This window comes from Stenotrophomonas sp. YJH_SMC_79, from assembly GCF_059367995.1.
In genome coordinates this window covers 261,417-279,759 of the sequence record NZ_JCAFRK010000004.1, presented here as the reverse complement: position 1 = coordinate 279,759, position 18,343 = coordinate 261,417, and the positions used below count along the sequence as shown (strand labels likewise).

Here is an 18,343-nt window from a genome sequence, read left to right as displayed (position 1 = left end):
GGAGTGGATGAGCCGTCGCAAGCTGTTCGAGAGTCCCGAACCGTCCAGCCAGATGCTGGGCGTTGGACCCGCCTATGTTTCCGTGGAAGGCCTGCGCCAGCACCTGGCCGAATTCCTGCTGTATGCAGGCCGGCCGGTGGTGATCATGCGCGGGCGCAGCGAAGTGGGCTATTTCCTGCCGGCGCGCTGCTGGCGCCAGCGTGACGATGATCCGCTGGCGGCCGCCGCCGCCGACCAGCTGCTGGATGCGGCCGGTTTCCAGGCCGAGGATATCCAGCAGGTGGAGCAGGAGTTCAACGCGATGCGCCAGCGCACCGTGCTGCATTCACGGCGCTGAGCCTTATGTAGATCCACGCCATGCGTGGATGGGGTTACGCTGCACTCCCACGTTCACTGGTGATGCGTGCACCCTCGCGCATCACCAGGGTCACCGGGGTCTTTTCCACTACCTCCAGCAGTCGCTGCCACTGCGCGTCGCTCAGCGCGGCGCTTGCATGCAGCACGCGGTGCACGTGGAAGCGTCCATCCTCGTCACGTTCCGAGCGCAGCTCGGCATGGAACTCGCCCAGTTCCCAACCCTTGCGCTGCGCATACATGCGCAGGGTAATGGCGGTGCACGCCGCCAGCGAGGCCAGGTACAGGTCGAACGGTGCGAAACCCTTGCCCTGGCCGCCCAGCGAGGCGGGCTCGTCCGCAGCCACAGCGAATGTGCCATTGCTGATGTGGTGCAGGTAGTTGTCGGCGGTCGAAACAATGCGTGCGTAGGCCATCGCGCTCTCCATCTGTCTGTAGTGTCGAGCCATGCTCGACCAATCCCAACGGCGGCGCCAGCCAGGGCCGGCGCCGCCACCCAATCACTCGGTACGATCGTACGAGAACTGGATGCCCGCCGTACCACCGGTTTCAATGAAGAGGTTCATGAAGGCCGGCACCGTTTCCGAACGGGCCCAGTCGCGCTGCAGTTCGCAGAACAGCTGCGGCACGCTGATCAGCTGGCCGCCAGCCTGTTCGATGCGGCGCAGTGCCGCATCGTGCGCCGCCAGCGAAGTGCCGCCGACGGCGTCAACCACCACATACACCTCATAGCCTTCCTTCAACGCATCCAGGGCCGGGAAGGTCAGGCAGGCCTCGGTCCACAGCGCGGTCATGATCAGCTTGCGGCGCCCGGTGGCTTCCACCGCCCTGCGGAACTCGACGTCCTCCCAGGCGTTGATGGTGGTGCGGTCGTAGGTGGGGTAGTCACCCAGCACCTTGCGCAGCTGCGGAATCGGCGGCTTGTTCAGGCCGGTTTTGACGTTCACCGTCGAATGCACGATTGGCAGACCATAGGCCACCGCGGCCTTGGCGGTGCCGACGATGTTGTTGACCAGCAGCTGGCGGTCCATCGAGGCGATGGAGTTCACCTGCACCGGCTGGTAGTCGATGATGATGAAGGCGGAATTCTGCGGGGTCAGCAGATGATCGCTGGCCGGGTCGCGGATCGGTTCACTGGACATGGTGGGTCTCCTGTTCGGGGAGTGCCGAGGATCGGCTGGCAACCGGGGCAGCTCAGCTGCGCTGCGAATCCAGCTGTTCGTGGTTCTTCTGCACGTCCTGCGCCTTCAGGTAGCTTTCGATCAGCAGCTGGTAGTTCGGGAAGATCTTCGTGTAGACCTCGGCCCACTGCTGGGCATCGTCGCGGTTCCAGGTGCGCTGGATCTCCGAGGCCACTGCGGCGGTGTCCATCGGCACCACGCCGGCCTGGACCACGCGGGCCAGGGTGATCTCTTCGGCCATCTTCGAGTAGGTACCCGACGCGTCGATGACCGCGAACACCTGGTAGCCATCGGCAACGGCGGCGATCGACGGGAAGGCCATGCACACGCTGGTGATGGTGCCGGCAATGATCAGCTGCTTGCGGCCGGTGGCCTTCACCGCGGCAACGAATTCCGGGTTGTCCCAGGCGTTGATCTCACCCTTGCGCGCCACGTACTGGGCATGCGGGGCCGCATCGTGGATCTCCGGGATCAACGGGCCGTTCGGGCCCTGCGGAACAGAGGCGGTGGTGATCACCGGCATCTTTGCCAGCGTGGCCATCCTGGCAAGTGCGGTGGCGTGGGCGCGCACGCTGGTGAACGGCATGTCACCGATGGTCTGGAACAGGCCGCTCTGATGGTCGATCAGCAGCATCGCGGCGTTGTCCGGATCGATCACCGGGCGGGCACCGTTGAAGTTGGCGGGGGTACTCATGGTCAGTCTCCTGGAGAAGGTGGGCGATGGCCCGGAAGGTGCGGCGGGCCGGTGCCCGCCGCATTGAAATGATCAGTGCGCGATCTGGCCGAAACGGCCGCTGTTGAAGTCGTTGACCGCCTGCGCGATCTCGGCCTGGCTGTTCATCACGAACGGGCCATAGCCCACCACCGGCTCGTCGATCGGCTCACCGCTGAGCAGCAGCACGGTGGCGTCGCTGTCGGCGTCGACGAACACGTCCTCGCCGCTGCGGTCGAAGGTGACCAGCTGTGCCTCGCCGACCGGCTGGCCGCCGTTGATCCGCACCGTGCCCTTCAGCACCACCAGCGCCAGCGTGCGGCCATCGGCCACCGGCAGTTCGGCGTGGTGGCCCTGCCGCAGGCGGATGTCCCAGACATCCATCGGCGTGTGGGTGCGCGCCGGACCGACGTGGCCGTCGAAGCGACCGGCGATGACACGCACGCGGCCGGCGCCTTCAGGCAGTTCAACCGAGGGGATCTGTGCGTCGAGCAGGGTCTGGTAGCCCGGTGCACCCATCTTGTCCTGCGCCGGCAGGTTCACCCACAGCTGGACCATGTCCAGCGTGCCGCCCCGCTTGCTGAACTCCGGTGTGTGGAACTCCTCGTGGAGGATGCCGGAGGCCGCGGTCATCCACTGCACGTCACCCGGGCCGATGGTGCCGCCGGCGCCGGTTGAATCGCGGTGGGCAACCTCGCCCTCATAGACGATGGTGACGGTCTCGAATCCGCGATGCGGATGCTGGCCGACGCCACGCGGGGTGTCGCTGGGGGGGAAGTTGTAAGGGCCGGCATAGTCCAGCAGCAGGAACGGGCTCAGGTGCTGGCCGTGGGTGTTGTAGGAAAACATCGAGCGGGCGGGGAATCCGTCACCCACCCAGTGCGGGCGGGGGGCGCTGTAGGTACCGGTGACACGCTTCATGGCGATCTCCTGGCCGGGGTTGCCGGCCGCTGTTCTTCGTTGCGAAGACGATATCGCCGCGACAATAAGGCCGGTAGACGCCAATATTTGCCGTCATAGTCCTATCTGGTGAACAATGGTCGCAGGCCATGGGCCGCAGGAGATCGCCCCGTGTTCATCGCAGATATCCGCCGTTGTGACCTCAACGACCTGTTCTACTTCGCCATGGTGGTCGAGCACGGAGGCTTCTCGCAGGCCGGCCGGGCGCTGGCCATGCCCAAGTCGAAACTGAGCCGGCGCATCGCGCTGCTGGAGGAACGGTTGGGCGTGCGCCTGATACAGCGCTCGACCCGGCGTTTTTCGGTCACCGAGGTCGGCCAGGACTACTACCGCCATTGCAAGGCAATGCTGGTCGAGGCCGAGGCGGCCGAAGAAGCGATTGCGATGTCACGTGCGGAGCCGCGCGGCACGATCCGCCTGGCGTGCCCGATCGCGATCCTGCATGCACGCATCGGCACGATGCTGGCCGACTTCCTCGCCCTGCACCCGCAGGTGACGGTGCAGCTGGACGCCACCAACCGGCGCGTGGACGTGGTGGGCGAGGGCGTGGACGTGGCGATCCGGGTGCGGCCGCCGCCACTGGAGGACAGCGACCTGGTGGTGCGCGTGCTGGCGCGCCGGGTCTGGTGTACCAGTGCCAGTCCGGCGCTGCTGCAGCGGCTGGGCACGCCGCAGGTGCCGGCCGACCTGGCGATGATGCCCACCGTAGATCTGGCATCGCCCAGCCAGCAGCATGTCTGGGAATACACCGGACCGGACGACGTGCTGGCCAGCGTGCACCATCGCCCGCGACTGGTCAGCGATGACATGATCGCGCTGCGCACCGCCGCGGTGGCCGGGGTGGGCCTGCTGATGCTGCCGCGGATGATGATCAGCGACGAACTGGCCAGTGGTGCGCTGGTGCCGGTGCTTCCGGAGTGGGTGCCCAAGCACGGCATCGTGCATGCGGTGTTCCCGTCGCGACGCGGCCTGCTGCCTGCGGTGCGTGCGCTGATCGATTACCTCGCCGAACGCTTCGAGGCGCTGGAAGAACCCTAGGTCTTCCATCCACGCATGGCGTGGATCTACTGGACCGGGGTAGCACCCTCGGGCACGTACACCATGCGTCCGTCCGGCAACCGATAGGTCACGCCGGCCTTGACCCCGCCACCCTCGCCGATCTCGCCGGTGGACTGGTAGCGGGTCAGTTCCTCACCCTGCTTGACGGTGATGCGCATGTTGGCCTGCCCGGGGTTCTCGATCACGGTCACGTCCTGGCTGGTGAACGGATTGAGCGGATTGCGCACGATCACGATCATCAGGATGCCGGTGACCACCAGGAACAGGTCGATCAGGTTCACCACCGACAGGATCGGGTCGTCGGCTTCGTCGTCATCCAGGAAGCGCATCAGTTCGCCTCCTGCAGGCGCTCGAACATGCGCAGTTCCTGCAGCAGCCAGCGCCGGCGCACGGTCAGCACCAGATAGGTCAGGCTGGCGGCGACCAGGGCCAGGATCACCGACGAGAAGGCCACCACCATGTTCTCGCCCACGCCCTGCGCGTCGCTGCGGGTCAGCGCCAGCAGCGCCGGGCCCATCGGGATCATGGTTGCGACCAGGCCCAGCATCGGCGCAGTGCGCGAGACGATGCGCAGGCCTTCCAGGCGCTTGAGGATATGCAGTTCCAGGTCGTCACTGCTGCCACCGTGGCGGGCCTGCCAGGCCAGCAGCTCGGGCCGGTGGCGGCCGCGCCGGCGCTGCAGGCCTTCCCAGAGGAAGGCGCCGAAGCTGAGGAAGGCGTAGGCCAGCGACAGCAGGATGAGCAGCAGGACCGGAGCGAGGAACAGGTGGGAGAGATCGTAGAGCGTGGATTCAAGCGCGTTCATGCGGAAGCCGTGTTGGAAGGGGAATGGGAAGGGCTGGCGCGCCGAGCGTTGCGGCGTGCCTGCAGCGCGGCGCCTGCGCCAAGCAGGCCCAGCAGCACGGCGAGTGCCCAGTGCGTGGCAGGCGAGTGCGGCGTCGGCGGCGGTACCCGCCGCATCACCTGGCCTCGCACTTTGGGCGCTGGGGTGGCGGCCGGTTCGACGGTGGCGGGTTGTTGGGCAGCGGTGGCGGCAGCAGCGGGTGCCGGTGTGGCGGCCGCCGCGCGGCCGAGCCCATAGCCGGCATGTGCCTGCGGCGGTGCCGGTTCCGACGCTGACGAAGCCTGCAGCTGTTGCAGCCGCACCTGCAGCTCCGCACGGGTGCGATCATCGGGTTGCCAGTAGCCGCGCGTGATTGCTTCCTGCAGGCGCTCGATCATCTGCACCTGCGCGCTGGCGTTGTGCTGCTCGAACCACTGCGCCAGGCCCAGTTGTCGGCTGTCGCGCACGAAGGTGTCATGCACCGCCTGCCACTGGTCGGCGCGGACAGTCTCGGGCGCGGTCACCTGCCAGCCGAACAGGTTGTCGACGTTCTTCAGCACTTCCAGCGTGCCGGCATAGCCTTCGGCCTGCATCGCACCGATCCATTGCGGGTTGAGCGTCTGCACGCGCAGCTCATCGGCGAGGAAGCGTGCGGTGCTGCGCGTGCGCGGTGCCGGTTCGCGCAGGTCGGAGACGTACAGCGCCGGACTGGCGCCATCGAGGTGGCGCACGGCCAGCGCCAGCCCGCCCAGATACTCGAAGGGGTGGTCGGTGCTGAGCAGACCATGGGTGTTGGAGGAGCGCGACAGCACCGCCGCCTGCACACCGCGCAGCTGTTCGGCGAACAGGTTGCCGCCGGGCAGGGTGGTGGCCTGACCGTCACTGCCGTAGCCGTGCTGCAGGCGATCGAGGAAACCGCTCGCCAGCGCCGCATCGTCCTTGCGCGCCGTGCCGCCGCGCGCCAGCACGGCATGATTGAGGCCGCTGCCATATTCGCCCGGCGCATTGCTGAAGATGCGCAGGCGCGACAGGCGTTGCGCCTGCTCCGCAGGGATGCCGTCGCGCTGCAGGCGCTGCTGCACGTCCCGTGCATTGCCGGCAATCGGGTTGCAGGGCGAGGCCGGCATCGCCGCCAGCTGCTCGATGGCGCCAGCCAGCAGTCGCAGGAACGGATCGAACTGGTCGCGGTAGACGCTGGTGGCCTGGATCACCACATCGATGCGCGGGCGTTGCAGGTCCGCGTCGGGCACGATGTCCAGCGCGATCACCTTGCCACCACTGTCCCAGCGTGGGCGCAGGCCCAGCGCGTGCAGCACCTGTGCCTCCAGCACGCCGAGATGGCGGATGGCCTCGCTCGACCACAGGCTGATGGCGAGCTTGCGTGGCAGCTGGCCATCGTGATCATCACGATAGGCCTGCAGCAGCTGCTGCAGGGCCAGCTCGCCAGTGTCGAACGCTGCGCGGGTGGGAATGCGGTCCGGCTCGAACGCAAACAGGTTGCGGCCGCTGCGCAGTTCCGGCGTGCGGATCGGATCGCCGCCGGCGCCGGGCCGCACGAAGCCGCCAGCGAGGCCGTGCAGCAGTGATTCGATCTCCTGCGTATCGGCCAGAGCAGCATCCAGTTGCACGGCATGCTGCAGCGCTGCGCGCAGATCGGGGTTGGCGACGCTGCTGATCGGCGCACCTTCGCGCAGATGGTGCAGCAGCGTGCGATAGCCGAGGCCCTGTTGGATCTGCCGGTAGTCCACCGCAGTGGCCTCCATCGGATCCTCGCCCAGCGCTTTCAGATAGTCCGGACCCAGCTGCTGCATCACCATCAGCAGGCGGTGCTCGGGCGAGGCCGGCTGGCCGAAGGTATGCAGCCCCAGCGGCAGGTTGCGCCGTGCCAGCTCATGAAGGTGGTCATGCAGCACCGGCAGGAAGCTGTCGAAGCGCGCCTGCATGTCCACCGCGCTCCAGCCCAGGTCGGCGGCGATGCCACTATCGGTGGCCAGGGTGCGCAGGCGTGCGGCGGTGGCATCACGCACTGGCCCCTGGTCCAGCTGCTGCAGTTCGTGCACCACCGCGTGCAGGTCGCGCAGTTCGTCGTACAGCCCGGACGGCGCGAACGGCGGAGTCTGGTGGCTGACCACCACGGCACGGCCACGGCGCTTGGCCTGGATCGCCTCGCCGACGTTGTCCTGGATGTACGGGTAGAACACCGGCAGCTCGCCCACTGCCAACCACGGATAGTCGGCCGCCCACAGGCCGCGATCCTTGCCCGGGGTCCATTCCTGCGTGCCGTGGGTGCCGAAGTGGATCAGCGCGTCGGCCTTCCACTGCTGGCGCAGGTACAGGTACGCCGCCAGGTAGTAGTGGCTCGGCACCGACGCCGTATCGTGGGTGGCCTCGCCGACGCGGCCCGCGCGTGGCGGCTGCGGCATCAGCAGCAGGTTGTCCAGGCGCAGGCGCGGCAGCACGAACACGGCCTGTCCGTGCCGCTGGCGTACCGCGGGGTGGTGTGCAGGATCGCCCCACTGTGCGCGCAGTTCGTCGCGGCGCGAAGCGGGCAGGGTGGCCAGCCAGCGGCGGTAGTCCGCCACCGGCAGGGTATCGGCCAACCCGGCATCGAGCAGCGCGTCCAATCGCTCCGGATGGTAGTAACCACCGAGCAGCGCCTGCAGCCGTTCGATCAGGGTCGTCTCATCCACCGGCTGCGTCGAATACCCGGCCTGTACCAGCCGTGGCAGCAGCGCCTCGATGCTGCGCGGCACGTTGAGATGCGAGGCGGACAGGTTGCGTTCGCCATCCGGCGCATTCCAGAACAGCAGCGCCAGGCGCTTGTCGGCCGCGGCGGTGTGGCGCAGCGCGGCCAGCCGCTGCAGTTTGGCAGCCAGTGCATCAATCTGTTCGGGAATCGGCTGCAGTTCACCGCGCGCATTGGCCGAGACCACGATCGGATCACTGGCGCCCCAGGCTTCGGACACGGCGACGAAGGTCGCCAGCGTGGCCATCGGGATGCCGGTGGTCGCCGCGCGCCAGTCATCGGCATCACCTTGCCGATGGTTCAGTGCCTGCAGTACCGGCACGTCCAGCGCGGAAAACTCGGTGGCACGCGCGCTGCCGTTCTGCAGATGGGTCAGATTGACCAGCGCATCCACCTCGATGCCGCGCAGCGCCTGCTGCAGGCCGTCGTCGGCGGTCGCGTCGAACCAGACCCCGAACAGCGCAATCCTGCGCGCGCGTCCTGCCTCGATCAGCGCGTCCAGCACCTGGGTCTGCATGCCACTGAGCATGCTTCCGGAGATCAGCACGGCCACCTTCGGCCACGTCGCCTGATCGCGGTGCTGCCACTGCGCCTGCAACGCCTGCGGGGTGTCCAGCCACTGGCTGCCGCCCGTGCTGTAGCCGGTGACCGGCAGCACCTGGGGCAGTGGCAGTGCGTCGGTCCCGGCACCGCTGCGCCACGCCTGCAGGTAGGCCGCCAGCGTGCGGATGTTGGCCTCGCCACCGTTGCCGTAGTAACCGGCGATCCTGCGCGCCACCTCGGCGGGCAGGTGGCCGGAGGCCGGTGCACCGCCGCCCACGCGCAGCCACGGCACCTTGCCCTTCTGCAGGGGGCCGTCGACCACCGCCATGACCTGTTCGACATCGGTCGGTCGCGGCGTATCCAGCAGTACCAGGTCGGCGCCTGCCGGCCAGTCAGCGGGCAGCGTGGCCGCCGGGTCCACCACGCGCTGCTGGAAGCGCACCCCTGCGGGCGCGCCCAGCGCATCCAGGCGGGCGATCCTGCCAGGCAACACGAAGCTGCTGCTGACCACCTCCACCCGCAAGGGTTCGGGCTCGGCACGGGCCGATGCGGCAAGCATCAGCCACCCGAGCAGCAGCCATGTCCACCCGCTGCGCATGGTCAGAAGGCCAGTTCGATGCCGGCATGCACGTAGCGGCCGGTTTCCGGGTACGGGTACAGCGCACCGGTTTCGTCCAGCCGCTTGTCGGCAAGGTTGTCGATGCCGGCCACCACGCTCACTGCAGCGGTCACGCGCCAGCGCGCGTCCAGCGACCACAGCCAGTAGTCGGGCAGGGTCACCTGGCTGCTGCCGGCCACCTGCTGCTGTGGGCCGATGTACTCGCCACGTACCGCAGCCTGCAGCGGTCCGCGCTGCCAGTTCAGCGCAGTTGCACCGCTACGGCGCGGACGCTCCGGCAGCCATTGGTCGGTCTGACGGTCGCGTGGGTCGAGCCAGCTCCAGTTCGCCTCGAAAGACAGGTGCTCACTGATCGGCGCGGTACCGGCCAGCTCGAGGCCACGGATGCGGGCACGGGCCGCATTGGTGTAGTTGCGCAGTTCGCGACCGCGCTCGCCGCAGGCACGCACGCAGGTGGTCTGGATCAGGTCCTTGAGGTTGTTCTGGAAGGCGGTGGCCTGCAGCGACCAGCGTTGCTGCTGCCAGGCCACCGACAACTCGGCGCTGGTGTTCTGCTCCGGCTTCAACTGCGGGTTGCCGACAATGGTGAAACGCCCACCGCCGCCTACCGCGGAGTATTCCGGCGACAGCTGCTTCAGGCTCGGCGCCTTGAAGCCGCTGCCGATGCCGCCCTTGATCGTCAGTGCTTCGCTGGCGTGCCACACCGCATAGGCGCGCGGACTGTGGTGCCAGCCGAACTCGGGATGGCGGTCGCCGCGGCTGCCGAACACCAGTGACAGTGCGTCGCTGACCTGGATCTCGTCCTGCACGAACACCGCGCTCTGGTCGGACTGCAGGTGGCCGGAGCGCGCACCCGCGGCATCGTCCAGTTCCTGGCGCCGCCATTCGCCGCCGATGCTGACGCGGTGGCGTGCACCCAGTGCAACCGTCGCGCGTGCATCGACGATCTGGTCGGTCAGCTGCTGCGGCCGCGAGGCGTCGCCGCGGTCGCGACGGTTGTCGCGGTCCAGCGTGGCACGGTAGGCACTTACCCGGGTTTGCCCCCAGTCCCACTCGCCCTGGTGGCTCAGTGTGGTCTGGCGGCGACGGATGTCGTCGATGGTCTCGTAGACGTAGGGTGCGGCGCCGGCCTGCAGCGCATGGCGGCGGCGCTCCTCGCTGCCCTGCAGGTGTGACAGGTCGATGCGCTGGTGCGCGTCCGGGGTCCAGGTAAGCACCGCGCGGCCAGTATTGACCCGCCGGCCCTCCTGTTCGTCCAGCCGGTCGTCGGTCGGATCGCGGGTGGCGTCTTTCTGCCGGTGTTCGGCAAACACGCTCAGGCCCAGCGTGCCCGGCAGCAGCGCGCCGCCGGCATAGAAGCCGGCCTGTGCGGTATTGCCGCCGCGGTCACCGCCAACCACACCGGCGTTGTAGACCAGGTTGCCCTGCCAATCGTCGGTGGCGCGGCGGCTGATCACGTTGATCACGCCGCCCAGTGCCTCCGATCCGTACAGCGAGGACATCGGGCCGCGTACCACTTCGATGCGTTCGATCGCGGCGGCAGGCAGCCAGCCCAGATCGAAATCCGAGTGGGCGATGGCATCGGCCGACGCACTGACGCGCTGGCCGTCCAGCAGCACCAGCGTATAGCCCGGGTCCATGCCGCGGATGCGGATGCCGCGGCGGCCGAAGCCGACCCCGGCCACGGTCACGCCCGGGCTGCCGCGTAGTGCGTCGGCCAGGTCCAGCACCGGCCGCAGCTGGATCTGCTCGCGGGTGATCACGCTGATGGAGGCGGGCGCGTCGCTGGCCAGGCGATCGGTGGCAGTGGCGGTCACCACGATCGGATCCAGCTGCGAAGGGGCGTCGGCCGCCGCTGCCAGTGTGGGCGCCAGGGCAAGGAGAATCGCGCCGGACAGGCAGCGGGCGGGGAGGGAACGGGACATGGGAAGGGGTTGCTACGAATGTGACGATATAACATAGCATTGTCTTCACGAAATCTTCATAGGCCGAAGGTCCTGCCTGTGGCGACATCGCTGAACGGGGGTGCGGTATCGCGGCCGGACGCCTACAATTCCGGCTCGGACCGTCGCCATCACGCCCATCATTCCCCGGTCCGGCCTTGGCACCTATGTCTCCCAATGCCCTGGCGCTGGTCGAGCTGCTGATCCGCGAGCGCCGTGCGTTGTCTCGCTTCATCGCGCGCTATCTCGACCCGGCCAGTACCGAGGACACCCTGCAGAACCTGTACCTGAAGGCCAGCAGCGTGCCCGGCGATCCGCCCATCCTGGAGCCGCGCGGCTATCTGTACCGGATGGCCTACCACCACGCGCTCAACCGCAGCCAGTCCGAGGCCCGCGAGCGGCGTGCGATGGCCGAGTACGCCCTCGACATGGCCGAGGCCAGTCGCGATGGCGAGGCGCAGGCGCTGGACCAGGCGCAGCTGCGCGAGATCACCCAGACCATCCTCGCGCTGCCGGCCCAGGTGCGCGAGTGCTTCGTGCTCAACCGCTACCTGGGCCTGAGTGAGCGCGAAATCGCCGCCCGGCTGGGTATTTCCAAGAGCCTGGTGGGCAAGCATGTGCTGCGCGCGGCGCTGTTGATCCAGCAGCACCAGCAGGGAATGCATCGATGAGCGGCGATTGCCGTGGGCAGATCGCGCCCGCCGTTGTCACAACAGGAAGGCGCACCCGTTCGTGGTGCGGCAGGCCACAACCATGACCACGTCCGAACCCTCGCCGCGTCAGGCCAGGCAGGCGTTGCGCTGGGTGATCCAGTGCAGTGCGGGCCCGCTGCCGGAACGCCAGCAACGAACCCTGCAGCGCTGGCTGCAGGCCGATCCCCGCCATGCGCTGGCCTGGCGCCAGCAGCAGGCCTTCTGGCAAGGGTTGGATGCCGCCGGGCCCGACGTGCTGGCCGCGCTGCCCGGGTTGACGGCTGATCGCCAAGGGTTGCGCCCGATCGCACCGCGTCGGCGCTTGCCGTGGCTGCTGGCCAGTGCAGCCGCAGTGGTGCTGATGGTTGCCGCTGCGCCACACGCGCTGCTGCTGGCACGCAGTGACCTGCGCAGCAGCGATGCACCGCGCGTGGTGCAGCTGGAGGACGGCAGCACCGCCGTACTCGATGCGGGCACCGCATTGGCGGTTGAGTTCGATGGCCAGCAGCGGCACCTGCGCCTGCTGCGCGGCCAGGCCTGGTTCCAGGTGGCGCATGAGCAGCGACCGTTCCAGGTCGAGGCCGGCGGTGGCCAGATCCGTGACATCGGCACCGCCTTCAGCGTGTCGATGCAGGACACCACGGTCGTGACCCGGGTCAGTGAGGGTGTAGTGGATGTGCGCCCTGGCGATGGCAGCGTACAGCGCCTGCATGCCGGGCAGGCACGGGTGTTCCGTGACGGTCGCTGGCTGCAGCCGCTGCGGCAGGCCGATCCGGATGCCGTGGCGCCGTGGCGGCGGGGCGAGGTGGTGATCGACGACCGGCCGGCCGCGCAGGCCATTGCCGATCTGGCGCGCTACCGCCGTGCTCCGGTGTGGGTACTGGGCGGGCAGGGCGCGGACGTACGGGTCAGTGGCCTGTTCCATCTGCAGCAGCCGGAGACGGCCATTGAAGCGGTGGCCGCACAGGCGGGACTGCGCGTGCAGCGCTTGCCCGGTGGCGTGCTGGTGGTGTGGTGAGGTGCCTGCGGCGCAGCGCGCAGCCCGCCAGATGAAAAAAACATGAAAAAACCGTGGGCACCCGCAGTGCCCCGCTGTCTATAGAGGTATAGCCAGAGCGAAACACCGTTTCTCCTCAAGCCAGACATGCCACCGGCACCGGATGTGCCCGTGGTTCCGCCACGCTTGAGGAGTTCCTGTCCATGCCGTCCACGGCATCCGCCTGTCATCGTCGCGCCACCGTTCTGGCCCTGGCTGTTTCCACCGCTCTGCTGCCGCTGGCCTGGGTGCCGGCCGTACAGGCGCAACCGGCGATCGTCGCGCCGGTGCGCCAGTACACCATTCCGGAGCAGCCACTGGCTGATGCCGTACGCGCCTTTGGCCGCCAGGCCGATGTGCAGGTGGTGTTCCGCAGCGACCTGGTGGAAGGCCGCCGCTCCAGTGCAGTGAAAGGCGAGTACAGCCAGATGCAGGCGCTGCAGCAGCTGTTGCGCGGCAGCGGCGTGCGTGCCCAGCGCGGCATGGACGGTACCTGGAGCCTGCGGGCCGCAGCGGAGGCGGGTGAGGGGGAAGGGGTGCGGGTGACCGAAACACTGGACGTGGCCGGTCGCCTTCAGTCGGAAGGGGGTGAGGCCCGCGATCGGCGTGGCTACGACGATGTGTTCGCGCTGGACCTGACCACGGCGTATTCGGGGCGCGACCGGGTGGAGCGCTACCGTGGCTCCAATCCGGCCGACGTGGTCAAGGATCTGGTCGGTGTGTTCAGTGGCGATGCGCGCAACAGCGGCGCGCTGGACGTCAACATCCGTGGTATCCAGGGGCCCGGGCGGGTGCCGGTCAGCATCGACGGCGGCGAACAGGCGCTCACGGTCTGGCGCGGCTACAACGGCGTCAGCAACCGCAATTACATCGATCCCAACCTGATTGGTGGCATCCAGGTCATCAAGGGGCCAGAGCTGGTGCGCGATGTGCACAGCGGGATCGGTGGCGCGCTGGTGATCAAGACCATCGACGTCGATGACATCGTCGCTGCCGGCGAGCGCTTCGGCGGGGAGCTGAAGATCGAAGGCAGCAGCAATGCGGTGGCGCCGCGCCTGCCGCGGCTGCACACCGGCGAGGATTACCGCACCGTGCCGGGCTTCCCGCAGGGCTCGCCGAACTCACCCTACGACGACCGCACCCTGGTGGTGCCCGTGAAGTCGCGCAGTGGTAACAATCCCTTCGATGGCGAGGACCAGGCCTGGCGCCTGGCGCTGGGCGTGCGTGGTGACAACGTCGACCTGATGGCTGCCTACGCGTGGCGCAAGCGCGGCAACTACTTCTCCGGGACCAAGGGCAGCGCCTACTACGAACAGGACCGGCGCGAGCAGTTCGAGTACCAGGGCATCGACTACATCACCACGCTGGCGCGCTACTTCAAGCCCGGCGATGAAGTGCCCAATACCTCCAGCGAACAGGAGTCCTGGCTGGTCAAAGGCAGCTGGCAGATCAACGATGACCAGCAGTTGAAGGCGACCTGGCGGCGCACGCTGTCGCACTACGGCGAGATCATGCCGTCGCGCATTCTGTCGGCCCCGGACTACGGTCGCATCCAGTGGCCGCTCAGCCGGGTCGAATCGGACGCGTGGAGCCTGGAGTACCGTTTCCAGCCGGCCGGCAGTCGTTGGCTGGACCTGTACGCCAACCTGTGGCGAACGGAAACGGAAAGCGATACCTACACCGCTGGCGGCTTCCCGAACTTCGCGGTGGGTAATCCGGCATGGAACCCCGGCGCCAGCCCGATCCTGCGCAACACCGCACTGGCCAATGCACGCAACGACCGCATCGGCCTGATCCTGAGCAACCGCTTCGCGCTGCATTCGACCCTGGACCTGACCGTGGGCGGCAACTGGCAGTACGAGAAACTGGGGTCCGGCGATCCGTACTTCGGCACCACCGATGGCTGGCGCATGTTCCCGCGTGCCGGGCGCCGCCAGGAGGGCGAAGGCTACCTCACCCTGGAGTGGCGGCCGGTCGACTTCCTCACCCTCAATGCAGGCGTGCGCTACAGCCGCTACTGGGCCTTCGACGATTTCCTCGAGGCGCACCCCGAGCTGCTGACCAAGGGCGTAGGTGGCAAGGAAGCGCAGTACACCGTAAACGAGTTGCCGCCGCGTCCGGCCAATCTGCAGGCCCGCATCGACGCTCTGGAAGCACGTCGCGCCGTATGGGAAAAGCGCGGCATGGGCTGGTTCATCGATGACAGCATCCGTGCGTTGCTGGCGCCGTACGAGACGCCGCGTCCGGTCAGGTACACGCGGCCCTGGCTGCCCGATGCCGATGGCAACTACACCCGCGCCGGCAATCCCTGCCTCAATGGCGAAGTGGCGGCCCTTCCCGGCGTGCAGCCGGTGTTTGCCGGCAGCGACCAGGTCTGCAGCATCGGCAACAGCGTACAGTCGCAGCCGGTCGATGGTCGCAACAGCCGTCGCCGCGACCACGCCTGGCTGCCGACCTTCTCGGCCACTGCACACCTGTCCCCGGCCGCCCGTGCCTACGTGCGCTACAGCGAAGCGGTGCGCTTCCCGAGCATGTTCGAAAGCACCATCGCCTTCTCCGGCAGCCTCAATCCGCTGCATGCGCTCAAGCCCGAGCACGCCTACAACTACGAGGTGGGCTACGTGCACAACCTGTCAGCCCTGTTCGGCAACACCGCCGATGCCGACGTCAAGCTGGCGTACTACGTGCACAAGACCCGTGACGTGATCGAGCGCGATGGCAACTTCCTGTTCGACAACATCGACAAGCAGACCATCCGTGGCATCGAGCTGCAGGCGCGCTTCGACAACCGGCGCTTCTTCACCGATCTGGGCATCACCCGCACGCTGGAAAACGAGGTGTGTGACGAGAGCATGGCGGTCCTCCTGGACGCGAACCGCGGCCTGGTCCCGAACTGCGTGCAGGATGGTTTCGTCGGTGGTTACCTGCTGACCCAGGCCATTCCCAAGCTGTCGATCAACTGGTCGCTGGGCACGCGCCTGTTCGATGAGCGCCTGGAACTGGGCAGCCGCATCGTGCACTACCAGCGGCACGAGAACCCTGATCTGCAGGCCTACCGTGACCGCCTGCTGAGCGGTGGCAGCGGCCTGCTCTGGCAGAACGTGCCGTTCACCTGGGGAAACATCACCACCGTCGATGCCTATGCGCGCTGGCGCTTCAGCGAGCATGCCAGCGTCGAGCTGGTCGGCAGCAACCTCGGCAACCGCTACTACGTCGATCCAGCCACGCGGTCCACGCTGCCGGCCCCGGGTCGCACCCTGAAGCTCGGCGTCACCGCGCGCTTCTGATCTCCCACCTTCAAGCGTTGTACCCGTAGTTCCCTCAACCAAGGAGCAATACCATGAAAATGATCTCCCGTTCGGTGCTCGCCGTTGCCGCCTCGCTGGCTCTGGTCGGTGCCGCGCATGCTGCCGATATCGTTGGTGCCGCCAGTGCCAGGACCGATGCCGAGCTGTACGTCGCGGTTGGCGAATCGCAGGTCAATGGCGGCCCGCACCGCGCTGGCAAGGCCGGTATCGGTGTCGGCACCGTGTCCCAGGCCAAGCCGGTGGACTTCCAGGGCCTGAGCGCCTACTCGGCACCCACCACCGTCAATGGCGTGACGGTTCGCACCCTGGCCATGCCGATCACCGGCGCACCGGGCAGCCACGCCGGCATGGGCCACTTCAACTTCGTCAAGGTCGGCAGTGGCGATGTCTGGTTCGGTGAGTGGTCCAAGGATGGCGCCGCCGGTGGCTTCAACAACCGTCAGGTCTACTTCGTTGGTGACCGCGCCGGCACCACGCTGCCCGCCGGCGTGGCGTCCTACACCGTGGCCGGCCTGAACAAGTTCAACGGCAGCAACCTGCTGAGCGGCACCTTCGACGCCGACTTCGGCGCCGGCACCCTGGACGGTGCGCTGACCGGCAATGGCCTGACCCTGGCCATCGTTGCCAACATCAACAGTGCCGATGCATCGTTCGCCGGTTCGGCCAACGTCAATGGCAGCGTCAACGGCACCACCCAGGGCCAGTTCTTCGGCGCCAACGCCGCCACCCTGGCCGGCATCGCCACCTTCGCCGGCAACAGCCAGTACGACACCGCCTTCGGCGGCAGCAAGAACTGATTGCCACGCCCCTGACGGGGCAGGGCAGGGACAAGCCGCGATCCGCCAGTCCCTGCTTCGGCCCGCTGCATGCATCACCACGGATCGACCATGCGCCTTCCCATCTTCCTTGTGATCCTGTTGCTGGCGGCTGCCGATGTGCGCGCCCAGCAGGATGATCTTCGTCGTGTGCTGGAGCAGGGCAGCGAGCTGCGCCACCAGCAGCAGGACCAGCAGCGCCTGCAGCAGGCCGAGTCGGCGCGGCCGACCATCACCGTCGACGGCCAGACCCTGCGCGTGGAGCGCACGGTCGACGATCTGGGCCAGGCGCTGTACCTGTCGCTGCAGCATCAGCAATGGGGCGCAGCGCAGCGCTTCCTGGACGAATACATCGAACTGCCCGGCCACGACCCGTTGCTGCGCCACTACGCGCAGGGCGGCCTGGCGCGGGTGGCCGGCAATCACCACCGCGCGGCCAACGAGTACGAAGCACTGCTGGCGGCGCAGCCGGATTTCCTGCCGGCCCGCCTTGAGCTTGCACGTGTCTATGCCGAGGACCAGCGCGACCGCGATGCCGTGGTGTTGTTCACGGCCATCGCCGGTGGCATCAATGCCGACGACCCCGCCACCGCAGGTGTGCGCGGCCGGGTGGACGCCTACCTGGCTGCGCTGCAGGCCCGCAAACGCTGGAAAGGAGCGCTGGCGGCCGGCCCGGCATGGAGCGACAACATCAACCGCAGCTCGGCCAGCCGCACCTGCCTGTTCGGAGTGGGCGACACCTGCATCATCCAGCGCAATCTTCCCGATGCCCAGCGCGCCATGGGCCTGGACTACGACGGCAACCTCGAACGTCGCTGGGCATTGGCCGGACATCACGGCGTCTATGTGCGCGGGCTTGCGTTCGGCCAGGCATGGCGCGGGCACAGCGCCTACAACGAGCTCAATGCGAGCGTGCAGGCGGGCTATAGCTGGCGCAGCGCACGGCATACCCTGCAGATCGCGCCGAGCTATGACTACCAGGGCCTGGGCAACCGGGCCCTGCAGGGCGGCAGCGGGCTGCATGGCGAATGGCAATATGCCTTGGACGCGCGCAGCCTGCTCAAGCTGGAGGCCGACTGGAAGCGCCAGCGCTATCGTCAGCGCGGCCTGGCCAGCAATTACGACGGTGAGCTGGCCGCGGTGTATGCCACCTGGTTCCATGCGCTCAACCCGCGCTGGACCCTCTTTGCCGGGCTGGACCTGAGTGACAGCAGCGCTGCCAATCCGGCCAACGGTTACCGCCAGCGTGGCCTGCGCCTGGGGGCGGCACGCCAGTGGACGGGCACCACTGCCACCGTATTCGTGTCGTTGCGCGAGCGCGACTACGACGCGTGGAGCCCGCTGCTGGAGGCGCGGCGTGAGGACAGCGAACAGAACCTGATCGCCGTCGTCCGCAGCGAGCGCCTGGCGGTGGCCGGGCTGGTACCCAGCCTGAGCCTGCGCTATGCGCGCATCGACAGCAACGTTGGCTGGTTGTACAGCCACGACCGCAGCCTGCTCAGCCTCAAATGGGAGCGCGCCTTCTGAATCGCCGCCCGCGACGCCTGCATCA

Annotated in this window: 15 protein-coding genes; 7 read left to right on the top strand and 8 right to left on the bottom strand. The window is 67.8% G+C overall.

All coding sequences use genetic code 11. The annotated features are described in order from the left end of the window. The first annotated feature begins 7 nt into the window (after positions 1-7). The gene (locus tag AC5P57_RS16630; RefSeq protein WP_005409871.1) at positions 8-337 is read left to right on the top strand and encodes a hypothetical protein; all 330 of its coding nucleotides are present in this window, start codon (positions 8-10) and stop codon (positions 335-337) included. 34 nt (positions 338-371) lie between these two features. Here AC5P57_RS16630 and AC5P57_RS16625 read toward each other — a convergent pair whose 3' ends face one another. From AC5P57_RS16625 to AC5P57_RS16610, 4 genes are all read right to left on the bottom strand, one after another. Next, positions 372-770, bottom strand: a complete 399-nt coding sequence (locus AC5P57_RS16625; protein ID WP_099554026.1) for an OsmC family protein — start codon at positions 768-770, stop codon at positions 372-374. Between the two features lie 84 nt (positions 771-854). After that, positions 855-1,496: a hydrolase gene (locus tag AC5P57_RS16620; protein WP_099554024.1), complete on the bottom strand. Its 642-nt coding sequence runs from the start codon at positions 1,494-1,496 to the stop codon at positions 855-857. 52 nt (positions 1,497-1,548) lie between these two features. Then, positions 1,549-2,229 carry a hydrolase gene (locus tag AC5P57_RS16615; protein WP_142806106.1) on the bottom strand — a complete coding sequence of 227 codons (681 nt, stop codon included), beginning with the start codon at positions 2,227-2,229 and terminating at the stop codon, positions 1,549-1,551. 72 nt (positions 2,230-2,301) lie between these two features. Beyond that, a complete protein-coding gene (locus tag AC5P57_RS16610) occupies positions 2,302-3,168 on the bottom strand; it encodes a pirin family protein (protein ID WP_262235035.1) in 867 nt (288 codons plus the stop codon). Between the two features lie 150 nt (positions 3,169-3,318). Here AC5P57_RS16610 and AC5P57_RS16605 point away from each other — a divergent pair, with 150 nt between their 5' ends. Then, a complete protein-coding gene (locus tag AC5P57_RS16605) occupies positions 3,319-4,245 on the top strand; it encodes a LysR family transcriptional regulator (RefSeq protein WP_099554018.1) in 927 nt (308 codons plus the stop codon). 26 nt (positions 4,246-4,271) lie between these two features. Here the strand turns inward: AC5P57_RS16605 and AC5P57_RS16600 are convergent, their stop codons facing one another. The 4 genes from AC5P57_RS16600 to AC5P57_RS16585 are packed head-to-tail and all read right to left on the bottom strand — an operon-like array spanning position 4,272 to position 10,922. After that, positions 4,272-4,595 carry a DUF2149 domain-containing protein gene (locus AC5P57_RS16600; protein ID WP_099554015.1) on the bottom strand — a complete coding sequence of 108 codons (324 nt, stop codon included), beginning with the start codon at positions 4,593-4,595 and terminating at the stop codon, positions 4,272-4,274. After that, positions 4,595-5,071 (bottom strand): MotA/TolQ/ExbB proton channel family protein, encoded by a 477-nt coding sequence (locus tag AC5P57_RS16595; RefSeq protein ID WP_099554013.1) that lies wholly within the window; start codon positions 5,069-5,071, stop codon positions 4,595-4,597. The genes AC5P57_RS16600 and AC5P57_RS16595 overlap by 1 nt, the downstream gene beginning before the upstream one ends. Then, positions 5,068-8,976, bottom strand: coding sequence for a cobaltochelatase subunit CobN (cobN, locus tag AC5P57_RS16590; RefSeq protein WP_262235036.1), 3,909 nt, complete (start codon positions 8,974-8,976; stop codon positions 5,068-5,070). Before cobN ends, AC5P57_RS16595 begins: the two co-directional genes overlap by 4 nt. 2 nt (positions 8,977-8,978) lie before the next feature. Then, complete coding sequence (locus AC5P57_RS16585) at positions 8,979-10,922, bottom strand: TonB-dependent receptor domain-containing protein (protein ID WP_495219670.1); 1,944 nt, start codon at positions 10,920-10,922, stop codon at positions 8,979-8,981. Between the two features lie 185 nt (positions 10,923-11,107). Between AC5P57_RS16585 and AC5P57_RS16580 the strand changes: the two genes are divergently transcribed. The 5 genes from AC5P57_RS16580 (at position 11,108) to AC5P57_RS16560 (ending at position 18,318) form a co-directional block, all read left to right on the top strand. Further along, positions 11,108-11,611 (top strand): RNA polymerase sigma factor, encoded by a 504-nt coding sequence (locus AC5P57_RS16580; protein ID WP_262235038.1) that lies wholly within the window; start codon positions 11,108-11,110, stop codon positions 11,609-11,611. A gap of 82 nt (positions 11,612-11,693) precedes the next feature. Continuing rightward, positions 11,694-12,650, top strand: coding sequence for a FecR family protein (locus AC5P57_RS16575; RefSeq protein WP_262235039.1), 957 nt, complete (start codon positions 11,694-11,696; stop codon positions 12,648-12,650). A gap of 182 nt (positions 12,651-12,832) precedes the next feature. Then, positions 12,833-15,955 carry a TonB-dependent receptor gene (locus tag AC5P57_RS16570; RefSeq protein ID WP_495219669.1) on the top strand — a complete coding sequence of 1,041 codons (3,123 nt, stop codon included), beginning with the start codon at positions 12,833-12,835 and terminating at the stop codon, positions 15,953-15,955. Between the two features lie 53 nt (positions 15,956-16,008). Next, positions 16,009-16,773, top strand: a complete 765-nt coding sequence (locus AC5P57_RS16565) for a Slam-dependent surface lipoprotein (RefSeq protein WP_262235041.1) — start codon at positions 16,009-16,011, stop codon at positions 16,771-16,773. Positions 16,774-16,863: 90 nt separating this feature from the next. Then, positions 16,864-18,318: a surface lipoprotein assembly modifier gene (locus AC5P57_RS16560; protein WP_262235042.1), complete on the top strand. Its 1,455-nt coding sequence runs from the start codon at positions 16,864-16,866 to the stop codon at positions 18,316-18,318. Positions 18,319-18,343: the final 25 nt, after the last annotated feature.

Coding starts and splice junctions, on each gene's coding strand:
- AC5P57_RS16630 (WP_005409871.1), top strand. CDS start 8: ATGAGCCGTCGCAAGCTGTTCGAGAGTCCCGAACCGTCCAGCCAGATG.
- AC5P57_RS16625 (WP_099554026.1), bottom strand. CDS start 770: ATGGCCTACGCACGCATTGTTTCGACCGCCGACAACTACCTGCACCAC.
- AC5P57_RS16620 (WP_099554024.1), bottom strand. CDS start 1,496: ATGTCCAGTGAACCGATCCGCGACCCGGCCAGCGATCATCTGCTGACC.
- AC5P57_RS16615 (WP_142806106.1), bottom strand. CDS start 2,229: ATGAGTACCCCCGCCAACTTCAACGGTGCCCGCCCGGTGATCGATCCG.
- AC5P57_RS16610 (WP_262235035.1), bottom strand. CDS start 3,168: ATGAAGCGTGTCACCGGTACCTACAGCGCCCCCCGCCCGCACTGGGTG.
- AC5P57_RS16600 (WP_099554015.1), bottom strand. CDS start 4,595: ATGCGCTTCCTGGATGACGACGAAGCCGACGACCCGATCCTGTCGGTG.
- AC5P57_RS16595 (WP_099554013.1), bottom strand. CDS start 5,071: ATGAACGCGCTTGAATCCACGCTCTACGATCTCTCCCACCTGTTCCTC.
- cobN (WP_262235036.1), bottom strand. CDS start 8,976: ATGCGCAGCGGGTGGACATGGCTGCTGCTCGGGTGGCTGATGCTTGCC.
- AC5P57_RS16585 (WP_495219670.1), bottom strand. CDS start 10,922: ATGTCCCGTTCCCTCCCCGCCCGCTGCCTGTCCGGCGCGATTCTCCTT.
- AC5P57_RS16580 (WP_262235038.1), top strand. CDS start 11,108: ATGTCTCCCAATGCCCTGGCGCTGGTCGAGCTGCTGATCCGCGAGCGC.
- AC5P57_RS16575 (WP_262235039.1), top strand. CDS start 11,694: ATGACCACGTCCGAACCCTCGCCGCGTCAGGCCAGGCAGGCGTTGCGC.
- AC5P57_RS16570 (WP_495219669.1), top strand. CDS start 12,833: ATGCCGTCCACGGCATCCGCCTGTCATCGTCGCGCCACCGTTCTGGCC.
- AC5P57_RS16565 (WP_262235041.1), top strand. CDS start 16,009: ATGAAAATGATCTCCCGTTCGGTGCTCGCCGTTGCCGCCTCGCTGGCT.
- AC5P57_RS16560 (WP_262235042.1), top strand. CDS start 16,864: ATGCGCCTTCCCATCTTCCTTGTGATCCTGTTGCTGGCGGCTGCCGAT.